General features: G+C 74.3%; 14 protein-coding genes. 6 read left to right on the top strand and 8 right to left on the bottom strand.

Annotation, left to right across the window (positions count from 1 at the left end; translation table 11 throughout):
* Positions 1–5: 5 nt before the first annotated feature.
* Positions 6–392 (bottom strand): hypothetical protein, encoded by a 387-nt coding sequence (locus FB00_RS02225; RefSeq protein ID WP_047231129.1) that lies wholly within the window; start codon positions 390–392, stop codon positions 6–8.
* An 81-nt stretch (positions 393–473) separates the two neighbouring features.
* Positions 474–731, bottom strand: coding sequence for a hypothetical protein (locus tag FB00_RS21900; RefSeq protein ID WP_156186266.1), 258 nt, complete (start codon positions 729–731; stop codon positions 474–476).
* Between the two features lie 124 nt (positions 732–855).
* Between FB00_RS21900 and FB00_RS02220 the strand changes: the two genes are divergently transcribed.
* Positions 856–2,076 (top strand): saccharopine dehydrogenase family protein, encoded by a 1,221-nt coding sequence (locus FB00_RS02220; RefSeq protein WP_047231128.1) that lies wholly within the window; start codon positions 856–858, stop codon positions 2,074–2,076.
* 59 nt (positions 2,077–2,135) lie between these two features.
* On the opposite strand, the gene FB00_RS02215 is transcribed toward FB00_RS02220, so the two are convergent.
* Positions 2,136–2,660, bottom strand: a complete 525-nt coding sequence (locus FB00_RS02215) for a hypothetical protein (protein ID WP_047231307.1) — start codon at positions 2,658–2,660, stop codon at positions 2,136–2,138.
* A 154-nt stretch (positions 2,661–2,814) separates the two neighbouring features.
* Between FB00_RS02215 and FB00_RS02210 the strand changes: the two genes are divergently transcribed.
* Together FB00_RS02210 and FB00_RS02205 are read left to right on the top strand one after the other, a co-directional pair.
* Positions 2,815–3,807, top strand: a complete 993-nt coding sequence (locus tag FB00_RS02210; RefSeq protein WP_156186265.1) for a hypothetical protein — start codon at positions 2,815–2,817, stop codon at positions 3,805–3,807.
* Positions 3,808–3,992: 185 nt separating this feature from the next.
* The gene (locus tag FB00_RS02205; protein ID WP_156186264.1) at positions 3,993–4,622 is read left to right on the top strand and encodes a glycosyltransferase; all 630 of its coding nucleotides are present in this window, start codon (positions 3,993–3,995) and stop codon (positions 4,620–4,622) included.
* 272 nt (positions 4,623–4,894) lie between these two features.
* On the opposite strand, the gene FB00_RS02200 is transcribed toward FB00_RS02205, so the two are convergent.
* The 3 genes from FB00_RS02200 to FB00_RS02190 all read right to left on the bottom strand — a co-directional run bounded on the left by FB00_RS02200 (position 4,895) and on the right by FB00_RS02190 (position 12,812).
* Positions 4,895–7,366: a chitobiase/beta-hexosaminidase C-terminal domain-containing protein gene (locus tag FB00_RS02200; RefSeq protein WP_047231125.1), complete on the bottom strand. Its 2,472-nt coding sequence runs from the start codon at positions 7,364–7,366 to the stop codon at positions 4,895–4,897.
* Between the two features lie 168 nt (positions 7,367–7,534).
* The gene (locus tag FB00_RS02195) at positions 7,535–11,470 is read right to left on the bottom strand and encodes a ThuA domain-containing protein (protein WP_082140868.1); all 3,936 of its coding nucleotides are present in this window, start codon (positions 11,468–11,470) and stop codon (positions 7,535–7,537) included.
* Positions 11,471–11,654: 184 nt separating this feature from the next.
* Entirely contained in the window at positions 11,655–12,812 is a 1,158-nt protein-coding gene (locus FB00_RS02190; RefSeq protein WP_082140867.1) for a multicopper oxidase domain-containing protein, read from the bottom strand.
* A gap of 559 nt (positions 12,813–13,371) precedes the next feature.
* Here FB00_RS02190 and FB00_RS02185 point away from each other — a divergent pair.
* The gene (locus FB00_RS02185) at positions 13,372–15,696 is read left to right on the top strand and encodes a glycoside hydrolase family 65 protein (protein ID WP_047231124.1); all 2,325 of its coding nucleotides are present in this window, start codon (positions 13,372–13,374) and stop codon (positions 15,694–15,696) included.
* Positions 15,697–15,730: 34 nt separating this feature from the next.
* Here the strand turns inward: FB00_RS02185 and FB00_RS02180 are convergent, their stop codons facing one another.
* Complete coding sequence (locus FB00_RS02180) at positions 15,731–16,597, bottom strand: alpha/beta fold hydrolase (protein ID WP_047231123.1); 867 nt, start codon at positions 16,595–16,597, stop codon at positions 15,731–15,733.
* Between the two features lie 125 nt (positions 16,598–16,722).
* On the opposite strand from FB00_RS02180, the gene FB00_RS02175 reads away from it, so the two are divergent.
* Positions 16,723–17,922, top strand: coding sequence for a hypothetical protein (locus tag FB00_RS02175; protein WP_047231122.1), 1,200 nt, complete (start codon positions 16,723–16,725; stop codon positions 17,920–17,922).
* Positions 17,923–18,055: 133 nt separating this feature from the next.
* Positions 18,056–18,730 (top strand): histidine phosphatase family protein, encoded by a 675-nt coding sequence (locus FB00_RS02170; RefSeq protein ID WP_047231121.1) that lies wholly within the window; start codon positions 18,056–18,058, stop codon positions 18,728–18,730.
* Between the two features lie 116 nt (positions 18,731–18,846).
* Here FB00_RS02170 and FB00_RS02165 read toward each other — a convergent pair whose 3' ends face one another.
* On the bottom strand, positions 18,847–19,305 hold the full coding sequence (locus FB00_RS02165) for a DUF6194 family protein (RefSeq protein ID WP_047231120.1): 459 nt from the start codon (positions 19,303–19,305) through the stop codon (positions 18,847–18,849).
* Between the last annotated feature and the right edge of the window lie 23 nt (positions 19,306–19,328).

Raw genomic sequence — 19,328 nt, 5'->3', positions numbered from 1 at the left:
GCAGGTCAGGTGCGGCGGCGGAACCTCAGCGGTTCGACGGCGGTCGTCGGCTCGGGCGGCGGGGTGCCCCGCTCGCGGTCGTAGCGGGCGCGCGTCACGCCCTCGGCCGAGACGCGTCCGTCGGGGCTGGAGTAGCCCGCGAGCGCCGGGGTCCGCGCGAGACGCGGAGGCACGGTGTTCGGGGCGACGCCCGCCGCCTCGGCGACGGACCGCATGGACGACCCGGCGAGCAGCGCCTCGGCCATCGCCTCGTCGAGCGCGACGTCGAGCAGGGCCCGGGCGCGGGCGAGCGGCTCGACGGCGGTGCCCGGCTCAGCGGCGGCCGCCTCGTCGAGCGCTGTGCGCGCCGCGTCCAGGCGGGGTCGCGAGGGTCGCTGCGGGTCGGAGGTCATACGCCAAAGACTATGCGCAGTAACTGCACATGCGCAATACCCTCGATCGCTCATTTCATGCACATGCCCCTGCGAGCGTGGTCAACGGCCGTCGAGCATGCCCATCGCCACACCGATCACGAACACCACCACGATCACGACGACGCACCACAGCACGCCCACCAGCCCTGGCCGAGGCCCGTCGGCCTGTCCGCCGCCGCCGGACGGTCCACCGCCGTCGCGCCGCCCACCGCCGTCGGACGCCCCACCGCCGTCTGACCGCCCGTCACCCTGGGGCGCCTCGCCGCCCTCGGGCAGCCCGCCCGCGGGTGGCTGTCCGCCGTCGGGCTCCGAGTCCATACCGCCAGGACACCACGCCACCCGCCGCCGAGCACGGGCAGGGAGCGGCACCACCGCCGACGCGCGAGCCCCGGCAACGCTCCGTAGTCTCGCGAGATCCCTGGTTCCGGCGAGAGGCGACCCCATGACCGACGCCCCGACCTCCCCGACGTCGACGGGCCGCATCGTGCTCCTCGGCGCGACGGGCTACACGGGCACGCTCGTCGCGCACGAGCTCGTGGCGCGTGGAGCACGGCCGGTCCTCGCGGGGCGGTCCCAGGACCGCCTGGACGCGCTCGCCGCCGACCTTTCCGCGAGCGCACCGTCGGCGGCACCCCGCCACCGCGCCGAGCCCACGGGCACCCCCGGTGCCGGGCGTCCGACGTCGGACTCCCCCGCCCCACCGCCGCTCGAGACCGCGGTCGCGGACGTCGACGACCCGCGGACCGTGCGGGCGCTGATCGAGTCGGGCGACGTGCTCGTCTCGACGGTGGGCCCGTTCGTCCGGCACGGCGGCCCGGCGGTCGAGGCCGCGATCGACGCGCGCGCCGTCTACCTCGACTCGACGGGCGAGCCGGCGTTCATCCGGCGCGTGTTCGACGAGCTCGGCCCGCGCGCCGGGCGCACGGGCGCGGCGCTGCTCACGGCGTTCGGCCACGACTGGGTGCCGGGCAACCTCGCCGGCGCGCTCGCGCTCCAGGACGAGGGAGCGGACGCCGCGCGCCTGGAGATCGGCTACTTCCCCACCGGCGGCGGCGTGAGCGGCGGGACCCGCGCGAGCGCGCTCGAGACCGTGCTGGAACCCTCGTACGCCTGGCGCGACGGACACCTGCGGGCCGAGCGCGTCGCGGCTCGCGTCGTCGCGTTCGACCTCGGCGCGGGGCGCCGCGTGCGGGGCATCACGGCCGGCGGCACCGAGCCGTTCACGCTGCCGCCTCTCGCGCCTGGTCTGCGCGACGTCGAGGTCGCGCTGGGCGTGACCAGCCCCGCGGTGCGGTTCGCGCCCGTGGCGACCGCGATCGCGACCGGCGCTCTGCGCGTCCCCGGGCTGGGCGGCGCGCTGCGCCGGTTCGCACGGTCGCGCGCCGGCTCGAGCGGCGGCCCGGACGCGGCCGCCCGGGCGGCGTCACGCACCCACGTCCTCGCGGTCGCGCGCAGCGTGTCCGGGGACGTCCTGCGCCGCGCCCGGCTCGACGGACCCGACGCCTACGACCTCACTGCGCACTTCCTCGCGTGGGGCGCCGCCCACGCCGCACTGGGAGATGCCCGCGGCACCGGAGCGCTCGGCCCGGTCCAGGCGTTCGGCGTCGACGCGCTGCTCGCGACAGCCCGCGAGGCAAGCATCACCGTGACGATCGCTCGCTGAGACCCGCGCTCGGACAGCCGAGGGCGACGCGCGAGCCCTCCCGCAGGCACCACGGCCGGTCAGCGCGCCGCGAGCACCTCGCGCAGGATCCGTACGGCACGTGGCCCGACCCCGTGCAGGGCGAGCAGCTCCCGATCACTGAGCGGCGCGACGTCGGACAACGAGACGATGCCCGCACCGGCGAGCGCACGCGTCGCCGGGCGGCCGATGGCAGCGGGGAGGTCGCCGACGGACCCCGGCTCCGCGGAATCCGCGGCGACGAGAGCAGCCCCGAGCCGTTGCGGCGCACGGGCGAACCATGCGCGCCGCACCCAGTGGTTGGCCTGCTGACCGTCGAGGTCGGCGAGCGGCACGCTCGCGCCGAGCAGATGGTCGCCGCGCGTCCACCTGCGCGCGGTGAGGTGCTCGGCGAGCACGCGCGCGACGTCGTCGTCCGCGAGGCGGAGCTGCACGACGGCGTCCCGCGTCGCCGCCGCGAACCGTCGCCCGCGCACCACGAAGGACACGGTCCCGGCGGCCGCGTCCCCCTCTGCCACCTCGGGCAGGGCGAGCGCGGCCGCGCGGACCTGGGCGAGCGTCGTCATGCCGCCACCCTGCCACGCATCGTGACGGTGCTCGAGGCCGAGCACGCGGCCATCGACCGCCGACCATGGGTGTCGTCGACCATGTCCGGCGCCAGACGATCGTCGACCCATGGTCGGCGGGAAGCTGACAGCGGTCGCTCGTAGGATCAGGATGATGTCTGACCACACCACGAGGGCGTCCTTCCCGGACCCCCGGCACGACGAACCGCCCCTCCCGCCGTCCGCCGCTCTCGCGCGCAAGGTCGCCGACCCCAGGGCCATCCTGCGGTTGGTGGGCAACGACGAGTCCGTCGACGACCTGCCGCGCACGCCCGACGGCCTCCTGGACCCGCCGTCGAGCGTCGGGAGGAAGATCCGCAACGGCGTGCTGCTCGTGCTGCTGTCCGGGGGCTTCGTCTGGCTCGTCACGGTCAACGCGTGGGACCACGACGGCTTCTTCCCGTGGTTCTGGAACGTCGTGTGGACGATCTTCCCGTGGGTGTTCCTCGGCCCGCTCTGGGCCGGGTACGCGCGCTCGCTGCGGCGGTCGCGCGACGACGCCCCGCTCTACGCTCAGTACCACCGTGACCGGAAGGCCGCCGTCCGCGAGGCAGGGGTCGTCACGGCGTCGGTCACCGACCGCACGGACTCGGGCGGGGTCGCGCAGTGCGTGGTCCGCGTGCGGCACGGGGCGCTCACGACGACGGTCACGCGCCTCGCGCCGGTGACGAACCTGCTCCCGTCGGAGGTCCCGCAGCCCGGCGACCCGGTGGTCGTGTGGCGCCTGCCCGGGGAGCGGGTCGTGGTGCAGGCGCGCCGCGACCGCACGCGCGCCCTGCACGACGCCGCACGGGCCGCCGCGTCCGCCACCGTCACCGACGCGTCCGTCACCGATTCCACGGTCGCCGACTCCGCGAGCACGGGGACCCCGACCACCCCTGGGGACGCGCCGGTCTGGGGCTCACCCACGCCGGGCACGGCGTCCTCGACGTCGTCGACCACCACGACCACCACGACAAGGACGACCCGCGACGGGGGCACTCCCGAGGTCACCGTGCAGCACGGGATCGCGGCGGCGCTCTCGGAGCTCGCGGGCCTGCACGCGTCCGCCGCCCTGACCGACGACGAGTTCGCCGCGGCGAAGCGGATGCTGCTCGGCGGGTCCTGACCGACCGGACGCCCGGCGTCGGCGGCGCACCCAGTCGGCCGGGCGCGCGTCGTCGGGCCCACCCCTGCCCCGCCGTCGACCACGACGTCGCCCGCCGTCGAGCACGACATCCGTGTCGTTCCGAGCCCGAGAACGACATCGATGTCGTGTTCGGCACCGGCCCGGGGGCCCGGCAGACTGTCCCCGTGAGCAGCCGTCCGCCCCGTCCCCCGCATCGGCCGAGCATGGTGTGGACCGCGGTGCGCGGCGGGGTTCGCGGCCGCGAGCGCCTGACGCCCGTCGCCGACTACCTGGCCGTCCTGCTCATCCTGGTCGTGCTGTTCGGCGGGTCGGTGTGGTTCGTCGTCTGGCTGCTGCTCCAGGAGGAGGGGGTCGCGGCGGCGGTCTCCTGCTTCATGGTCCTCGGCTTCGGCACCGGGCTGGTGATGTACGTGCGCGGGCCGTCGAAGCAGTCGGTCGTCCTGCGCCCGCACGAGATCGAGCTGCCCGTCGGGCCGGAGCCGGCACGCGTCGTCGTGCGGTGGGACGACGTCGCGGGGGTGCGGGTGCTGGAGGGCGAGCGACGCCCGACCCTCCGGGTCGAGCTGCGCGACGGCGCGCGGGCCCGGCACGCCGAGGGCGAGGACCTGCTCCAGGTCCGCCCGGCGAACGGGCCGGACCCGGACACGGTCGACGTCGCGGACGCCGAGGCGGTCGCCCGCGTCCTGCGGCACCTGCTGGACCACCCCGAGGACCGCGCCCGCCTCGCGCAGCGCGGCGGGGTGGGCATCGTCCTCGCGTTCGCGCGCCCGGTCTACGGCGACGCGCCCGCCTGAGCCGGGCGCCGACGTCGGCCGCCCGCCGCCTGCTGCCTCAAGCCAGCCCTCCGACCACGACCTCACCCGCCGTCGAGCACGACATGAGCGTCGCTAAGCCGCCCAGAACGACCCTCACGTCGTGTTCGGCGCGGGAGGGGGGCGGGGGGCGCGAGGTGGGCGGGCGGCGGCCCCGGGTGGGCCTAGCACGACGACGGCCCGGCCCGCACCTGGGAGGTGCGGGTCCGGGCCGTCGTCGATCGGACTGGTTCGGTCGGACCGTCAGGTGGCGGTCAGCGGCGGCCGATGTCGGACAGCTCGGCCGCCGTGATGACGAGCTCGCGCTCGGCGTCGTCGAGGACGCCGTCGAGGACGAGGTCCTCGGTCACGAGGCTCACGTGGTCCACGAACTCGCGGTGCGTGGCGTACTCGTCGTTCTCGGCGACGTGGTCGTTGACCGTGCAGCCGGTGCCGTCGTCGTAGTTCTGCACCGTGCTGTCGTGGCCGTCGATGATCACCGTCGGACGGATGTCCGACCCGACGCAGCGGTCGCGGACGAGCTGCAGGACCGTGAACGTGACCTCGCCGGTCGTGACGTTGCCGACGCCGTCGACCGCGCGGTAGCGGACCACGTGCTGACCGTCGGCCGCGAACGCGACCGGGGCCGCGTAGCGCTGCCACGCGCCGTCGTTCGCCTGGAACTCGATGCGGTCGACGCCGGACTCCTCGTCGACCGCCGTGAGCGTGACGCGCGCGCTCGCGACGAAGTCGCCGTCGCGCGTGCGGCTGCCGCTGACGCCCGCCGTGACGACGGGGCCGTCGGTGTCGCCCGGCTCCTCGCCGCCCGCGATGACGAACGTGACCGTCTTCGGGGCCGAGACGTTGCCCGCGACGTCCGTCGCGCGGTAGGTCACGGTGTGCGACCCGGGGGTCCGCACCGAGATCTGGCCGGAGTACGCGGTCCACGCGCCGCCGTCGACCTGGTACTCGACCGACGCGACGCCCGAGTCGGCGTCCTTGGCGAGGAGGCGGACGAACACGTTGGACAGGTACTCGCCCTCCTCGTTCTTCGCGCCACCCATCACGCGGTGGTCGACCGTCGGTGCGACGGTGTCGCCACCCTGGCCCGCCACGACGTCGAACGTGACGGTCGCGGGCTCGCTGACGTTGCCCGCGGCGTCGGTCGCGCGGTAGGCGAGCGTGTGCCTGCCGGGCTCGTCGACGGCCACGGCCTCGGTGTACTCGGTCCAGCCCGCGCCGTCGAGGTCGTACTCGACGGACGCCACGCCCGACCCCTCGTCGGTCGCGGTGAGGAGCACGGACGCGGAGCCCACGTAGGCACCGTTCTCGTCCTGCGTGCCGCTGAGCTCGTTCGCGACGACCGGGGCCGTCGTGTCCTCGCCGGCGTCGGCGACGACGACGAACTCCGTGACGGTGTCCTCGGACACGTTGCCCGCGGCGTCGGTGGCCCGGTAGACGAGCGTGTGCTCGCCGGGCTCGTCGACCACGATGGGCTCGGTGTACGGGGCCCAGCCGGCGCCGTCGAGGTCGTACTCGACGCTCTCCACGCCGGACGCGTCGTCCGTCGCGGTGAGCGTCGCCGTGGCGGAGCCGACGAACGCACCGTTGTCGTCCTGCTCCCCCGTGACCTCGGCGGTCACGGTCGGGGCGGTCGTGTCCTGCTCGCCGCCCTCGACGACCGTGAAGGTCACGGAGCCGACCTCGGACACGTTGCCCGCGACGTCGGTCGCGCGGTAGGAGACGGTGTGCTCGCCGAGGTCGGTGAAGGGCACGGTCGTCGTGTAGGGCAGCCACGCGCCGCCGTCGACCTGGTACTCGACCGACGCGACGCCCGACCCCTCGTCCGCGGCGTGGAGCATGAAGGCCGCCGTACCGATGTAGGCGCCGTTCTCGTCCTGCTGGCCCATGAGCATGGGCTCGACGGTCGGGGCGGTGGTGTCCTCCTCGACGTCGCCCTCGACGACGGTGAACTCCGCGGTCTGGGCCTCGGAGGTGTTGCCCGCCGCGTCGGTCGCGCGGAACTGGAGGGTGTGCGCACCGACCGCGTCGACGACGAACGGCTCGGTGTACGCCTGCCAGCCCGCGCCGTCGAGGTCGTACTCGACCCCGGCCACGCCGGAGTCGTCGTCGGTCGCGTCGAGCGTCACGGTCGCACCGCCCACGTAGGCGCCGTCGCCGTCCTGCTCGCCGGTGACCAGAGCGGTCACGGACGGTGCCGTGGTGTCCTCGCCCCCGCCGCCGTCGGTCACGACGAGCTCGCCCCACATCTCCCCGTGCCCGGGGATCGCGCAGAAGTAGCGGTACTTGCCGGGCGTGAGGGTCACCTGGGCCTCGTGCCGCCCGCCGTTCGCGTCGAACGGGCTCGCGAGGATGTTGAGGTTCACGTCGTGGTTGTAGCCCGGCGACGACGTGTCGAACGTGAGCGTGTGGCTCATGCCGAACGTGCTGCCGGTCGCCATGCTGTTCTCGAAGACGATCGTCGCGGGGCCGGCCTCGGCCGTCGCGGGGAAGGCCTTGTAGTCGGTCACGCTGTTGTCCGCGGTCCAGGTGAGGACCTGCTCGGCGGCGACGGTGGCGTCGGCGGCGGACACGACGGCGGACGACGCCGTCGCCGGTGCGGTGGGGGTCGCCGAGGCCGGGGCGACGGTGAGGACCGTCGTCGCGGTGAGTCCGGCGACCGTGGCGGCGAGGAACCGCCGCGGGCCGCGGCGGCGGGAGCCGCCGGGACTGGTACGTCGTTCCATGAGGGTGCACTCCTCCGGGGTTTCTGGGGGGTCTGTCGGGCTGGTCGGGCTGGTCGGGAGCGGGTCGGGCGGGCCGTGCGGCCCGCCCCGAGGGCCGCCGTCGTGCTGCACGACGGCGGCCCCGGGCTCGGCGGGGACGGCCGGCTCGGCCGTCCCCGCCCGGCGGTGCTACAGGTCCGCCACCCGGATGTCACGGAACTCGATGAGGTCCGCGTTCCCGTGGTTCTGGAGCCCGATGAACCCGCTGTCGAACTGGCGCAGGTCCGTGGGCGGGTCGCCGGCCCGGGACGACTGCTGTCCCGGCGAGTTCTCCCACTCGTTGATGACGACGCCGTTGCGGATGATCGTGTACTGCTGCCCGACCACCCGGATCTCGTACTCGTTCCACTCGCCCTTGGGCTTCTCGCCGCCGGTGTTCAGGCCGAGCGGGTCGAAGTTGTAGACCGAGCCGGTCTTCTGGGGCTCGCCCGTCGGACCGTCGTAGATCTGGATCTCGTGACCGCACGAGATCGCGACCCACGCCGGGGACTGACCCTCGGCGCACTCGACGTCGCCAGGCTCGTTCGGGTTCGGGAACCGGGTGAACACGCCCGCGTTCGCGTAGTGGTCACCCGCCGAGACGTCGCGGTAGAGGAGCTTGACGGAGAAGTCACCGAGCTCCTCGCCCGCGTACCAGAGCATGCCGAGCCCGCCCTGCGAGCGGATCGACCCGCCCGGCTCGAGCGTGAACTTCCCGCCCGGTGCCTGGAACCAGTCGTACAGCGACGCCTCGGTGCCGTCGAAGATCGTGCGGTACCCACCGGGGTACGCGCCGATCTGGGACCGGGCCGCCGCGTCGACGAGGCGAGCACGCTCGCGGTCGCTGATGCGGCTGTCGTCGTACAGGCTCTTCGCCACCGACTCGACGTGCGCCAGGAACCGGGCGTGGGTGCGCCACTCCTTCTCGTCCTGGAACAGGTCGGCGATGTTGCACGCGCCCAGGTCGCGGTTCTCGACCGTGGAGTCCACGTCGCCGAAGAACACGGTCTCGCGCTCGTCGGGCAGGGTGCACGACGGCGAGCCGTCGGTCGTGACCGTGGCCTTCGAGCCGTCGGCGTACGTGACGGTCAGCTTGGCCTCGTAGTTCTTGACGCGCGGGTACTTGTGCTTCGGGTTGGCCTGACGCGAGGTCGAGCCGTCGCCGAACTCCCAGAGGTAGGAGACGCCACCGGAACGCGCGCCGGTGAACTGCACCGTCAGCGGGTCGCCCTGGATGCTCGTCGCGGACGCCGCCGGAGCCGGGGTCGGAGCCCCGCCCTGGTACGTGATCCGCATGAGCTTCTGGTTCGGGTCGAGGCTGAAGAAGCCGCCCGCGTAGTCGACCAGGTACAGCGCGCCGTCCGGACCGAACTTCGCGTCCATCCAGCTCTGGAGCAGCCCGTCACCGCGACCGCCCGGGATGATCTGGCGGAGGTCCTCCATGAACACGGGCGCGTCCAGGTTCTCCGGGTCGACCGTCACCGCGACGCGGTTGTTCGAGTTCGACTGGTCGCCGATGAACCACTTGCCCTCCCAGTACGACGGCCAGGCGACGTCGGACTCGGGGTCCACCTGCGACGCGCGGTAGGTCGGGCCGGACATGACGGCCTGGCCGCCGCCCCGCAGCCACGGGATGGTGTAGGTCGCCTCGTCGTCCTCGTACGTCGGGATGCCGTTGCCGCGGTCCGGGAACACCGGCCCGCCGCCCGAGGGCGAGTACCAGATCATGTTGTCGCGCACCGGCGGCAGGTCGACGAGACCCGTGTTGCGCGGCGACGTGTTCTTCGGGTTGTCGCAGTCGTACCAGCCGGTGAGGACGCTCGCGTCCTCGTTGCTCCGGTCACGGTACGGCTGCTTGTTGCCCATGCAGTACGGCCAGCCCTGGTTGCCCGCGGACGTGATGATCGTCGCGGTCTCGTACTTGGCCGGGCCGAGCTCGGGGTTCGGGCTGCCGGCGTCCGGGCCCACCCAGGCCGCGGTCAGCCAGTCCGTGTCGGGGTCGATCTGGAGGCGCGAGATGTTGCGCACGCCCATGACGTAGATCTCGGGACGCGTCTTGTCCGCGGGGTACTCGCCCACCGGGAACAGGTTGTCGTCCGGGATCGTGTACGTGCCGTCGTCCTCGGGGTGGATCCGCAGGATCTTGCCGTTGAGGTCGTTCGTGTTGCCCGACGTGCGGCGCGCGTCCTGGAAGCTGATCCCCGCGTACTCCTGCGTCCAGTTGTTGCCGGAGTAGCCGTTCGACCCGCCGGACGAGTTGTTGTCGCCCGAGCCGATGTAGAGGTTGCCCTTGCTGTCGAACGCCATGCCGCCGCCCGCGTGGCAGCAGCTGTGGATCTGCGTCTCCCACTCGAGCAGGTCGACCCGCGTGCTCTGGTCGATCGTCGGGGTCGCGGGGTCGTAGGTGAACCGCGAGACGGTCCGGTAGCCGACGCGACGCTCACGATCGATGTTCTCGTGCGGCATCCAGTACACGTAGAGCCAGTGGTTCGTCGCGAAGTCGGGGTCGGGCACGATGCCGAGCAGCCCCTCCTCGTTCTTCACGAGCTCGTCGCCGCTGCCACGGTTGCCCATGACGTCGAGCGTCGTGAGCAGCTTCGCCTCACCCGTCTCCGGGTCCCACTGGTGGATCGTGCCGCAGCCGAGGCCCACGTTCGGGTCGCTCCACGGGACGATCGGGCCGGTGGCGCACGCGCCACGGCCGATGTAGAAGACCGTGCCGTCGGGCGCGATCGTCAGGCCGTGCTGCTCGCCGTTCTGGTCCAGCGTGCCCGCCGTGTTCACCTTGGACAGGCGCTCGGCCTTGTAGTTCGACGCGATGGTGGCCTGGCAGTCGCCGCGCACCACGCCCGTCGTCCACTGGAGCGCACCGAGCAGGTGCTCGCGGAACGTCTCGTCCGCCCAGCTCTCGGGCGTGCCGCCCATGCCGGTGAAGAACGAGCGGCCGCCGTCGTAGTCGCGGCACCAGGAGAGGGGCTGGAACGGGTTGGTCGTCGGGCCGGCGTCGGGGCCGGGCTCGAGCGTCGCGACCGTGTGCACGTCACCGGTCGGGTCGTCGGCCCAGTCCAGCCACCTGTCCTCGCGGTCCCACGTGAGCGGGAGGTCCGCCGTCGCGGGGTGCTGGCGGTCGACCAGGTCGACCGTGCGCTCCTCGAGCGGGATCTCCGGGTCGGGCTGCTCGACGGAGTCGGGGCCGAAGATCGAGAGCTCGGCGAGCTGGACCTCGGCGTCGCCCGAGTTGGCGGTGACGTCCAGCCGGTACCAGCCGTACTCGGTCTCGTTCTCGACGTCGAACGTGCGCGGCTGGAAGCGCTGCGGGAAGTCCTCGTCGGTGCGCGTGTCGAGGTCGACCCACGTCTGGCCGTCGGTCGAGCCCTGCAGCTTCCAGTTCTTCGGGTCGCGGCCCGCGGAGTCGTTCGCCGACGTGATGCCGTACTTCACGACCGCGACGGGCTGCTCCATGCGCAGCGTGAGCTGGCCCGTGCGGGCGAACGTCAGCCACTTGGTGTTGGGGTCGCCGTCGACGGCCTTCGCCGGGGTCTCGGCGGCCGGGCTGCGGCCGGTGCCGGTCGCCTCGGCGACCTTCTCCGCCGTCATCGTCGCGCCCTTGATCCGGGCGCCGACGAGGCCCTCGAACCACTTCGACGCCTCCTGGGCGCGCGCGGCGTCGCGCACGCCGAGGAAGCCACCGCCCTTGTTGATGTACGCCTGGAGCGCGGCCTCCTGCTCGCCGCTCAGCTCGATGCCCTCCGAGGAGAGCATGACGACGCCGCGGTACTCGCCGAGCGTCGCCTCGCTGAGCATCGCGGGGTCGGACGTCGCCTCGACGTCGAACCCGTTGGCGGCACCCAGCTCGGTCAGCGCCGCGGTCGCGGCGACGACCGGGTCGGTCTGCTCGTCGGGCGCGCCGTGGAACACGAGCACACGCACGGGAGCGGTGGCCGTCGCGGCCGCGACGGACCCGGCCGTGGGAGCCACGCTCGAGGCGACCGCCGTGCTCGTCGGTGTCGTGGCGACGGGCTGGGCCGAGGCCGGGATCACGGCCGCGCTCGCGACGAGCGCGGCGCTCGTGAGGCCGACCGTCATGGCCAGCAGTGCTCCTGGTCGGGAGCGTCCCCTCGCGGGGGATGTCGATCGTCTGGACAGCACTCTCCAACTCCTTCGTCATCGGTGCGGCACTCCCGGGCGGGCCGGGAGCGGGTCGTGCTGGTGCGGGTGGTGCTGGTGCGGGACGGGCCGGCGGCCCGTCGGGACTGGGTCGGCCGACGGGTCAGTGGCCGGTGTGCTCCGTGAGGCCGACGACGGCCGGCCCGGTCCCGCCGGCGGCGGCGCCGTCGGTCGTGGCCGTGGCCCCGGACGGCGCAGCACCCGACGGTGCCGACATCGTGTGGGCGCCGTGGCCCTGGAACCGGTCGATGGACTCCTGCGCCCCCGGCGGCATGGAGCCGTCGGCGTTGCGCACGAGGAAGATGCCGGCCATCCCTCCGTCGGAGTGGAACTGGACGTGGCAGTGGTACATCCACGCGCCCGGCCCGACGCCCAGACCGGCGACGACCTGGAACCCGAACGCGTCACCCGGGTTGAGGTCCCGGTTGTCGACGACCTGGCTCGTGTCGTACTGGTCCGCGAGCAGGCCCGTCCGGTTGTTCGCCCAGCGGTGGGCGTGCAGGTGGAAGGTGTGGAGCTGGTTCCCGTGGCCGATGCAGATGAACTCGACGCGCTCGCCGAGCTTCGCCTCGTACATCGGCGTGTCCGGGGCGACCTTGTTGTTGATGGTCATGTCGTTGAAGACCATCGTGAACTGCTTCTGCGGCAGCACGTCCCCGACGCGGCGCACCACGAGGGCGCCGTAGAGACCCGCGGCGAGGCCCTGCGTACCGTGCTCGCCCCACGCGTGGTCGTGGTAGTGCCAGTAGCCGGCGCTGCCGGGCATCCAGATGCCGCGGTCGCGCGCCATCTTGACGGTCGACCAGGTGTAGGTGCGCGTCTCGCCCGGCTCGTTGAACGAGTTGTTGAACGTGCTGCCGTCGCTGTTGACGTCGTAGTTCACGCCGTGCGGGTGGATCGACAGGCGCTTGTCCGTCGTGTTGACGAGCGTGATCTCGAGGGTCTCGCCCTCCCACATCTCCAGGATCGGGCCGGGCACCGTGGCCTTGCCGCGCTCGAGGCCGTAGCCGACGAGCGTGTCCGAGATCCGCTCGGCGTACATCGTGATCTTGCGGACGTCGCCCGCGGCGGTGGCCACGGCACCGGTGGCCGCACCGGTCGTCGTCGCGGCGGCGGCCGGGGGTGCGGCGGCGACGCTGCCGCCGGCGCCCAGCAGCAGAGCGGCCGCGGGGCTCGCGGCGACGACGCCTGCCCCTGCGAGAAGCGCCCGTCGCGAGAGCGGCCTCGCGGGCGTCTCGGTCTCGGTCGTCGGGTCGGGCATGGGGACTCCTTCCGGGCGTACGGGGTCGTCCGGGCGGCTCGCGGGCGCGCCGGACCGGCGTGCCGGCGCTCGCCGTCACGCTGACCGGCGCCACGTGGGCGCGCGGAGGTTCCCCGGGTGGTGCTGTGGGGGGTGCACTGTGGGCAGGACTGGGTCGTGCGGGGGTGTCCCGCGTCGCAGAGGGTCGAGTCAGGTGCTCGGTCGTGCGGGGCTCGACCCTCGACCGGTGGGAGACCGACCGTGGGGCGAGGTCCGGGACCGCCATGGTCCCGCCGGGGCACGCGTCGGTGCGCGCCGTCGGCTGTCGGTCCGGACGCCGAGCTCCCCTGCGCCGACGTCCGGTCCCCTGGTCGGTTCCAGGGGCAACGAGGTTTATGACACCGCAGTCAGGGGGCGATGTCAACCGTTAGTCGAAAGTTGTGTCGACAACAAGCAAAAGTCCCCGGTCACCCGACACTTCTCCGCCAGCCCCGGGTCCCGGAGCCGTCGGTCGCGCGGTGCGGTGGCGGTGCCGGGCGCCCGGCGGGTGTGCGGCGCACACCCGTGGTGGAGTGACCGCGTGACGAACGATCCCCCCGCCTGGTCGGTCCGCGAACCGGGTCTCGCGGTCGACTCCCCCGAGACGGCCGCCTCGCTCCTGTCCCTCGCCAACGGCTACGTGGGCGTGCGAGGCGTCCTCGACGAGGTCGCCGCGGACGACGACCCGGCGACGCTCGTGGCCGACGTCTACGAGGAGTTCGACCAGACCTACGCCGAGCGCGCCTACGCCTACCCCGAGGTCGAGGAGCGCCTGGTGCCCGTCGTCGACGCCTGGCGGCTCGGCTGGTCGGTCGACGGCGCGCCCGTCGACGCGCGGACCGCGGACGACGACCCGGGCCTCACCGGTGCGGTCGAGGCCCACGCCCGCGAGCTCGACCTGCGCGCCGGCGTCCTGCGGCGCGAGCTGCGGTGGACCTCGCCCACGGGCGGCACCGTGACGCTCCACAACGAGCGGCTCGTACCGCTCGCGCGGCGGGCGGTCGTCGCGACGCGCTGGCGGGTGCAGGCGCACGACGACGTGACCCTGACCCTGCGGCCCGTGCCCGACTGCCCGCACGGGGCCCCGGAGGAGGACCGGGCGGCGCCCGGGCTGCGCACGGTCTCGTGCCGGCACGAGGCCGACGGCTCGTCGGTGCGCCAGCGCACAGTGCGCTCCGAGCGCGGCGTCGCGGTCGAGACGGCCCACGTGGTCGAGACCGCGGACGGCGTCTCGCCCGTGTGGCACCACCGCGGCGGCGGCGCATCGCTCACGGTCGACCTGCGCGCGGGCCAGTGGCTGGACGTCGTCGTCCTCGCCGCGTACGCCGGCGGCGAGGACGCGGACGCCCTGCCCGCCCACGCGCACGCGGTGCTCGCCGACGCGCGGCAGGCCGGGTGGGACGGCCTCGCCCGCGAGCAGGCCGGCGTCCTCGCGGACGTGTGGGACCGGGGCGACGTCGAGCTCGACGGCGACGACGAGATGCAGCAGGCGATGCGGCACTCGCTGTTCCAGGTGGTGCAGGCCGCGGCTCGCGTCGAGGGGGTCGGCGTGCGGGCCAAGGGGCTCACGGGCACCGGGTACGGGGGGCACGCGTTCTGGGACTCCGAGACGTTCGTGCTGCCCGTGCTCGACCACGTGCTGCCCGGCGCCGCGGCCTCGCACCTGCGCTGGCGGCACGCGACGCTCCACCGGGCGTGCGAGCGCGCGGCCGAGCTGGGCCTGCCGGGCGCGGCCTTCCCGTGGCGCACGATCAGCGGCCGCGAGTCCTCGGGCTACTGGCCCGCCGGGACGGCCGCGTTCCACGTCGCGTCGGCCGTGGCGCTCGCCGCGGTGCGGCACGTCGCGGCCACGCACGACGACGCGCTCGCCCGGGACGTGGCCGTCGACCTCGCCGTCGAGACGGCGCGCCTGTGGGCCGGGCGCGGGCACCACACCGCGGCCGGCTTCCGCATCGACGGCGTGACCGGGCCCGACGAGTACACCGCGGTCGTCGACAACAACACGTACACGAACCTCATGGCCCGCAAGAACCTGCGCGCCGCCGACGAGCTGTGCGCGCGGTTCCCCGAGCAGGCCGCCCGGCGGGGCGTCACCGCCGACGAGCGCCGCGCGTGGCTCCGTGCGGCCGACCGCATGACCGTCCCGTACAACGCCGAGCTCCGTGTCACCGAGCAGTCGCAGGACTTCACGCACCACGCGCACTGGGACTTCGAGTCCAAGGGCACGGCCCGGTTCCCGCTCGACGACCACGTGCACTACGTCGAGCTCTACCGCCGGCAGGTCGTCAAGCAGGCGGACCTCGTGCTCGCGCTGCACACGGCGCCCGAGGAGTTCAGCGCGGAGCAGCGGCGCCGGGACTTCGACTACTACGAGCCGCTCACCGTCCGCGACTCGTCGCTGTCCGCGCCGGCCCAGGCGGTGGTCGCCGCGGAGATCGGGTACGTCGACCTCGCCTACGCGTACGCCCGCGAGTGCGCGCTTCTGGACCTGTGCGACCTGCGCGCCTCGACGGACGGCGGGCTGCACGTCGCCTCGCTCGCGGGCGCCTGGACCGCCGTCGTCACCGGGATCGCCGGCCTGCGGCACGACGACGGCGCGCTCCGCCTCGCGCCGCGGCTCCCCGCCCGCCTCACGCGGCTCGCGTTCACGGTCCACCACGGGGAGTCGCGCGCCCGCGTCGAGGTCCGACGTGACGGCGTGACCTACCGGCTCGTGTCCGGGAGCGGCCTGCGGCTCGTCCACGACGAGGAGGGCCTCGACCTCACGCCCGAGCAGCCGGAGGTCGAACGGCCGCTCCTGCCGGGCATCGCCGACCCGCCGCCCGCCCAGCCGCCGGGCCGCGCGCCGCTGTTCGACGCCTCGTAGCGCCGTCTCCGGCGTCGGCCCGGTCGGCTGTCCGTCAGGCGTCCAGCACCGCGCGCAGAGCCGCGGCGAACGCCGCGGGGTCGTTGTCCGGCGACCACTCGTTGACCATGAAGCCCCCGTGGTCGCCGGGGAACGTCACCGCCTCGACGCCCAGCAGCTCGGCGAGCGCCGCGCCGCCGCGCCAGGCCAGCGTCCCCTCGCCCTGCTCGCTCACCGCGGGCACGACCCGCGTCCCCGACGCCCGCAGCACCGCGCCGTCCGGGGCCCAGCCCGGCATCGTCGCGAGGTTCTTGCCGAGCAGGAGGTCGTCGCGCGACCCGTCGTCCTCGGTCGGGAAGCCGAACATCGCCGGGTCCGGGGCCGGGCGGTCGAGGTAGTCCGCGGGCAGCGGGCCCACGTGGCTCACGAGCGCGACGAACTTCGCCATGGCCGGGCCGAACCCCTCGCGGCGGTACGTGTCGACGATGTCGGCCTGCACCGTCGTCGCGAGGCCGGCGTCCTCGAGCAGCGGGGTGATCGGCGGCTCGTGCGACACGAAGATCCGCACGTCGCCCGGGTGGCGCTCGATCCACGACAGCCCGACGACGCCGCCCCCGCTCGACCCGAGCACGTCCACCGGGCCCAGCCCGAGCGCGGTCACGACCGCGTGCAGGTCGTCGGCGTGCGCCTCGACCGACACCTCGCCGTCCGGCGCGAGCGTGCTGCGCTCCGTGCCGCGCGGGTCGTAGGTGACGACCACGCGGTCGTCGAGCAGCCCCGCGAGCTGCTCGAACCCGGAGGCAGCCATGGGCGAGCCCATGACGACCACCGGCGTGCGGTCGCCCGCCACGTCCGGCGTCCAGACGTCGTAGGCGATCACAGCACCGGGCACGTCCAGGGTGTAGGTCTTGCGCTCGCTCATGGCAACCTCCGTGTCGTCGTGCCCGCGGTCGTGTACCAGGGCTCCCGAGCGTTCTGACGACGACCGTCCTCGGAACTCATCGCTCGTCGTCGCGACCGGCGCGGGGCTGCCACTACCCTCTCAGGATGCCGTCATCGAGGACCGTCCCCGCCGTCGTCGTCGCCGGAACGCTCACCGCGGTCCTCTGGATGGTGACGGGCCGCCTCGGGGACTGGTTGTCCGGGACGTCCCTCGCGGTGCCGGGTACGGGCGTCCGTGCGCTGCTCCCCCACCCGACCGCGCCCGTCGCGGCGGGGGCGCCCGTCTCCGGCAGCACGCTCCTCACCGCCGCGCTCGCCGGGGCGCTGGTCGCGGCCGGCACCCAGCTCGCGGTGCGGCGCCTGCCCGCCGGCACCGGCCGGTGGGCGACCTTCCTCGCCGTCTGGTTCTCGACGGTCGCGGCGTCCGCGCTCGCCGCGACGGCCGCGTGGTTCGCCGGGGTCACGCTGCCGTGGCGCGCCGACACGATCACCGAGCTCGTCGCCACCGCGCTCGGCGGCTGGTGGGGGCTCGTGAACGGCCTGCTCGTCGGGCTCGCCGTCGTCGTGACGCGCGCGCTGACCGACCGGCGCGACGACCCGGCGGGCACGCGGCACACCCGCGCCCCCGCGACGGTGCGCGCCTGGCCGGCCGCCCTCGCGGCGGGCGCCGCGACGGGCGTGCTCTGGGCGGCGGCGGGCGTCGGGAGGACCGTGCTCCCCGGTGCGGTCGACCCGCAGTCGCCGTGGGGCGTCGCACGCGACGTGGTGCTGCTGCCGTCCGCACGTCTCGCCGTCGACCGGGACGCGCTCCTGGCCGACCCGGTGCACCTCGCGCTGCCGCTCGGGGTCGGGCTGGCCGTGGGGCTGCTCACCGCGCTCGCCGCGCGCCGGCTGCCCCCGGCGGAGGGCCGCTGGGCGCTCCTGCTCTCCGCCTGGTTCGCGTGCGTCGCCGGCGCGGCCGTCGCCGCGGCGGTGCCCGTCGTCGTCTCGACCGTCACCGCCGGCGGCGTCCTGCCCGACGCCGGGCGCGCGCTTCCCGTGCTCCAGGCCGGTCTGGCGTGGGGCCTGGTGTGCGGGGTCCTCGTCGCTCCGCTCGCGGTCGTCGTGCACCGGGCCGCCGGCGCCAGGCCGCACGACGGCGCGGAGGGCGTCGAGGAGCCGTGGCCCGCCCCGGTGACGGCGGAGCCCGCCGACCAGCACGACGCAGGCGTCGACGACGACGCCGCGAGCCCGGACCCGCGCTCCGAGGCCGACGACGCGACGACGGACGACCACGAGCGCGACGAGGCTCCCGCGCGGGTGTGACCCGGGTGTCCGCCCTCGGCCGTTCCGGCCCCGGCCACGCGATCGTCACCGGGACGTCGTCGTGCCGACACCGGGACGGCCTAGCGTCGGCCGTGACCAGCAGACCGGGACGACCGGAGAGGGCACAGCGACGATGACCCTGACGATCACGCTCGTACGACACGGGCAGACCTACCTCAACGCACGGCGCCACCTCCAGGGGTCGTGCGACTCGCCCCTGACCCGCACGGGTCGCGCGGGCGTGCGCGTGACCGCGCAGCACCTCGCGCGGCACGACTTCGCGGCCGCGTACTCCTCTCCTCAGGGCCGCGCGGTCCTCACGGCGATGGAGATCCTGCGCCACCACCCCGACCTCCCGCTGACCGTCGACCACGACCTGCGCGAGCTGTCGTTCGGGTCGTACGAGCGGCGTCCGGAGTCGCACCTCGACGCGGTCGAGCCGTGGGCGGAGCTCGTGCCGCGCGTGCTGGCCGGCACGCACCCCGGCGTGGGCGGCGGCGAGGCCGGCAAGGACTTCATGGGCCGGGTGCGCGACGTCTTCGCGCGGGTCGTCGCCGCGCACGACGACGCCTCGCGCCCCGGTGCGGTGCTCGACCGCCACGTGCTCGTCGTCGGGCACGGGCTCACGCTCGGCGCGTGGCTCGCGACGCTCGACCCGTCCGGGCTCGTCGCGCTCCCGAACGCCTCGGTCTCCACCGTCGAGGTGACCGACGGCGTCCCGCGCGTCCTCGCGGTCGGCGTCGACGTCGCCGGGCACGGCCACGTCGCCGCGCGCCCCGCGCCGTCGGGCACCGCCGTCCCGGTCTGAGGCCGCTCCCCACCCGCCGAGCACGGGGTTCCTGTCGATATCGACCGGAGAACGGGAGCAACCCCGTGGTCGGGGCGGGGCAACCTCGTGGTCGACCGGCGCGCGGCGGGTCGTCGCTACCGCGCGGTGCGGCGCGCGGCGCGGGCGCGGGCGTCGTCGTGGGCGGCGCGCAGCAGGTCGAGGACGAGCCCGGTCGTGCGCTCGCCCGGGTTGACGACGCACACCCAGCCGAGCGCGCCGTAGACCGGGTGCGGCACGACGAGGTCGGTCTCCGCCACCTCCGACGCCGCCCCGTCGCGGGGATCGGCGCCGACGAGGTCGCGGAACCGGTCCCGCCCCACGTGCACGTTGACCCTCCAGCGGCCCTCCTCGTCGAGGTGCGACGCCGCGTCGTCGGGGTAGTCCTTGGTCACGACGGTGCCGTAGGGCTGCCCGTGCGGGACCTCGCCGTCGGGGGCGTAGTAGAAGAAGTGGTCGCCCCACGCCAGCGCGGGGAACTCGCTGCCGGGCCCCGGCGACAGCACGAGGACGCCGTCGAACGACCGGACCGTTCCGAGGATCTGCTCCATACTCATGATTCGAGTGTCCGCTTGAAGTG

Source organism: Cellulosimicrobium funkei (genome assembly GCF_001019615.1).
Lineage (GTDB): Bacteria > Actinomycetota > Actinomycetes > Actinomycetales > Cellulomonadaceae > Cellulosimicrobium > Cellulosimicrobium cellulans_E.
Note: the sequence above shows the minus strand (reverse complement) of the source record. Positions and strands in the feature narration are given on the sequence as shown.

Bases quoted from the DNA above. Each gene is read 5' to 3' on its own strand.
- FB00_RS02225 (WP_047231129.1), bottom strand. From the start codon at position 392: ATGACCTCCGACCCGCAGCGACCCTCGCGACCCCGCCTGGACGCGGCG.
- FB00_RS21900 (WP_156186266.1), bottom strand. From the start codon at position 731: ATGGACTCGGAGCCCGACGGCGGACAGCCACCCGCGGGCGGGCTGCCC.
- FB00_RS02220 (WP_047231128.1), top strand. From the start codon at position 856: ATGACCGACGCCCCGACCTCCCCGACGTCGACGGGCCGCATCGTGCTC.
- FB00_RS02215 (WP_047231307.1), bottom strand. From the start codon at position 2,660: ATGACGACGCTCGCCCAGGTCCGCGCGGCCGCGCTCGCCCTGCCCGAG.
- FB00_RS02210 (WP_156186265.1), top strand. From the start codon at position 2,815: ATGTCTGACCACACCACGAGGGCGTCCTTCCCGGACCCCCGGCACGAC.
- FB00_RS02200 (WP_047231125.1), bottom strand. From the start codon at position 7,366: ATGGAACGACGTACCAGTCCCGGCGGCTCCCGCCGCCGCGGCCCGCGG.
- FB00_RS02195 (WP_082140868.1), bottom strand. From the start codon at position 11,470: ATGACGGTCGGCCTCACGAGCGCCGCGCTCGTCGCGAGCGCGGCCGTG.
- FB00_RS02190 (WP_082140867.1), bottom strand. From the start codon at position 12,812: ATGCCCGACCCGACGACCGAGACCGAGACGCCCGCGAGGCCGCTCTCG.
- FB00_RS02180 (WP_047231123.1), bottom strand. From the start codon at position 16,597: ATGAGCGAGCGCAAGACCTACACCCTGGACGTGCCCGGTGCTGTGATC.
- FB00_RS02175 (WP_047231122.1), top strand. From the start codon at position 16,723: ATGCCGTCATCGAGGACCGTCCCCGCCGTCGTCGTCGCCGGAACGCTC.
- FB00_RS02170 (WP_047231121.1), top strand. From the start codon at position 18,056: ATGACCCTGACGATCACGCTCGTACGACACGGGCAGACCTACCTCAAC.
- FB00_RS02165 (WP_047231120.1), bottom strand. From the start codon at position 19,305: ATGAGTATGGAGCAGATCCTCGGAACGGTCCGGTCGTTCGACGGCGTC.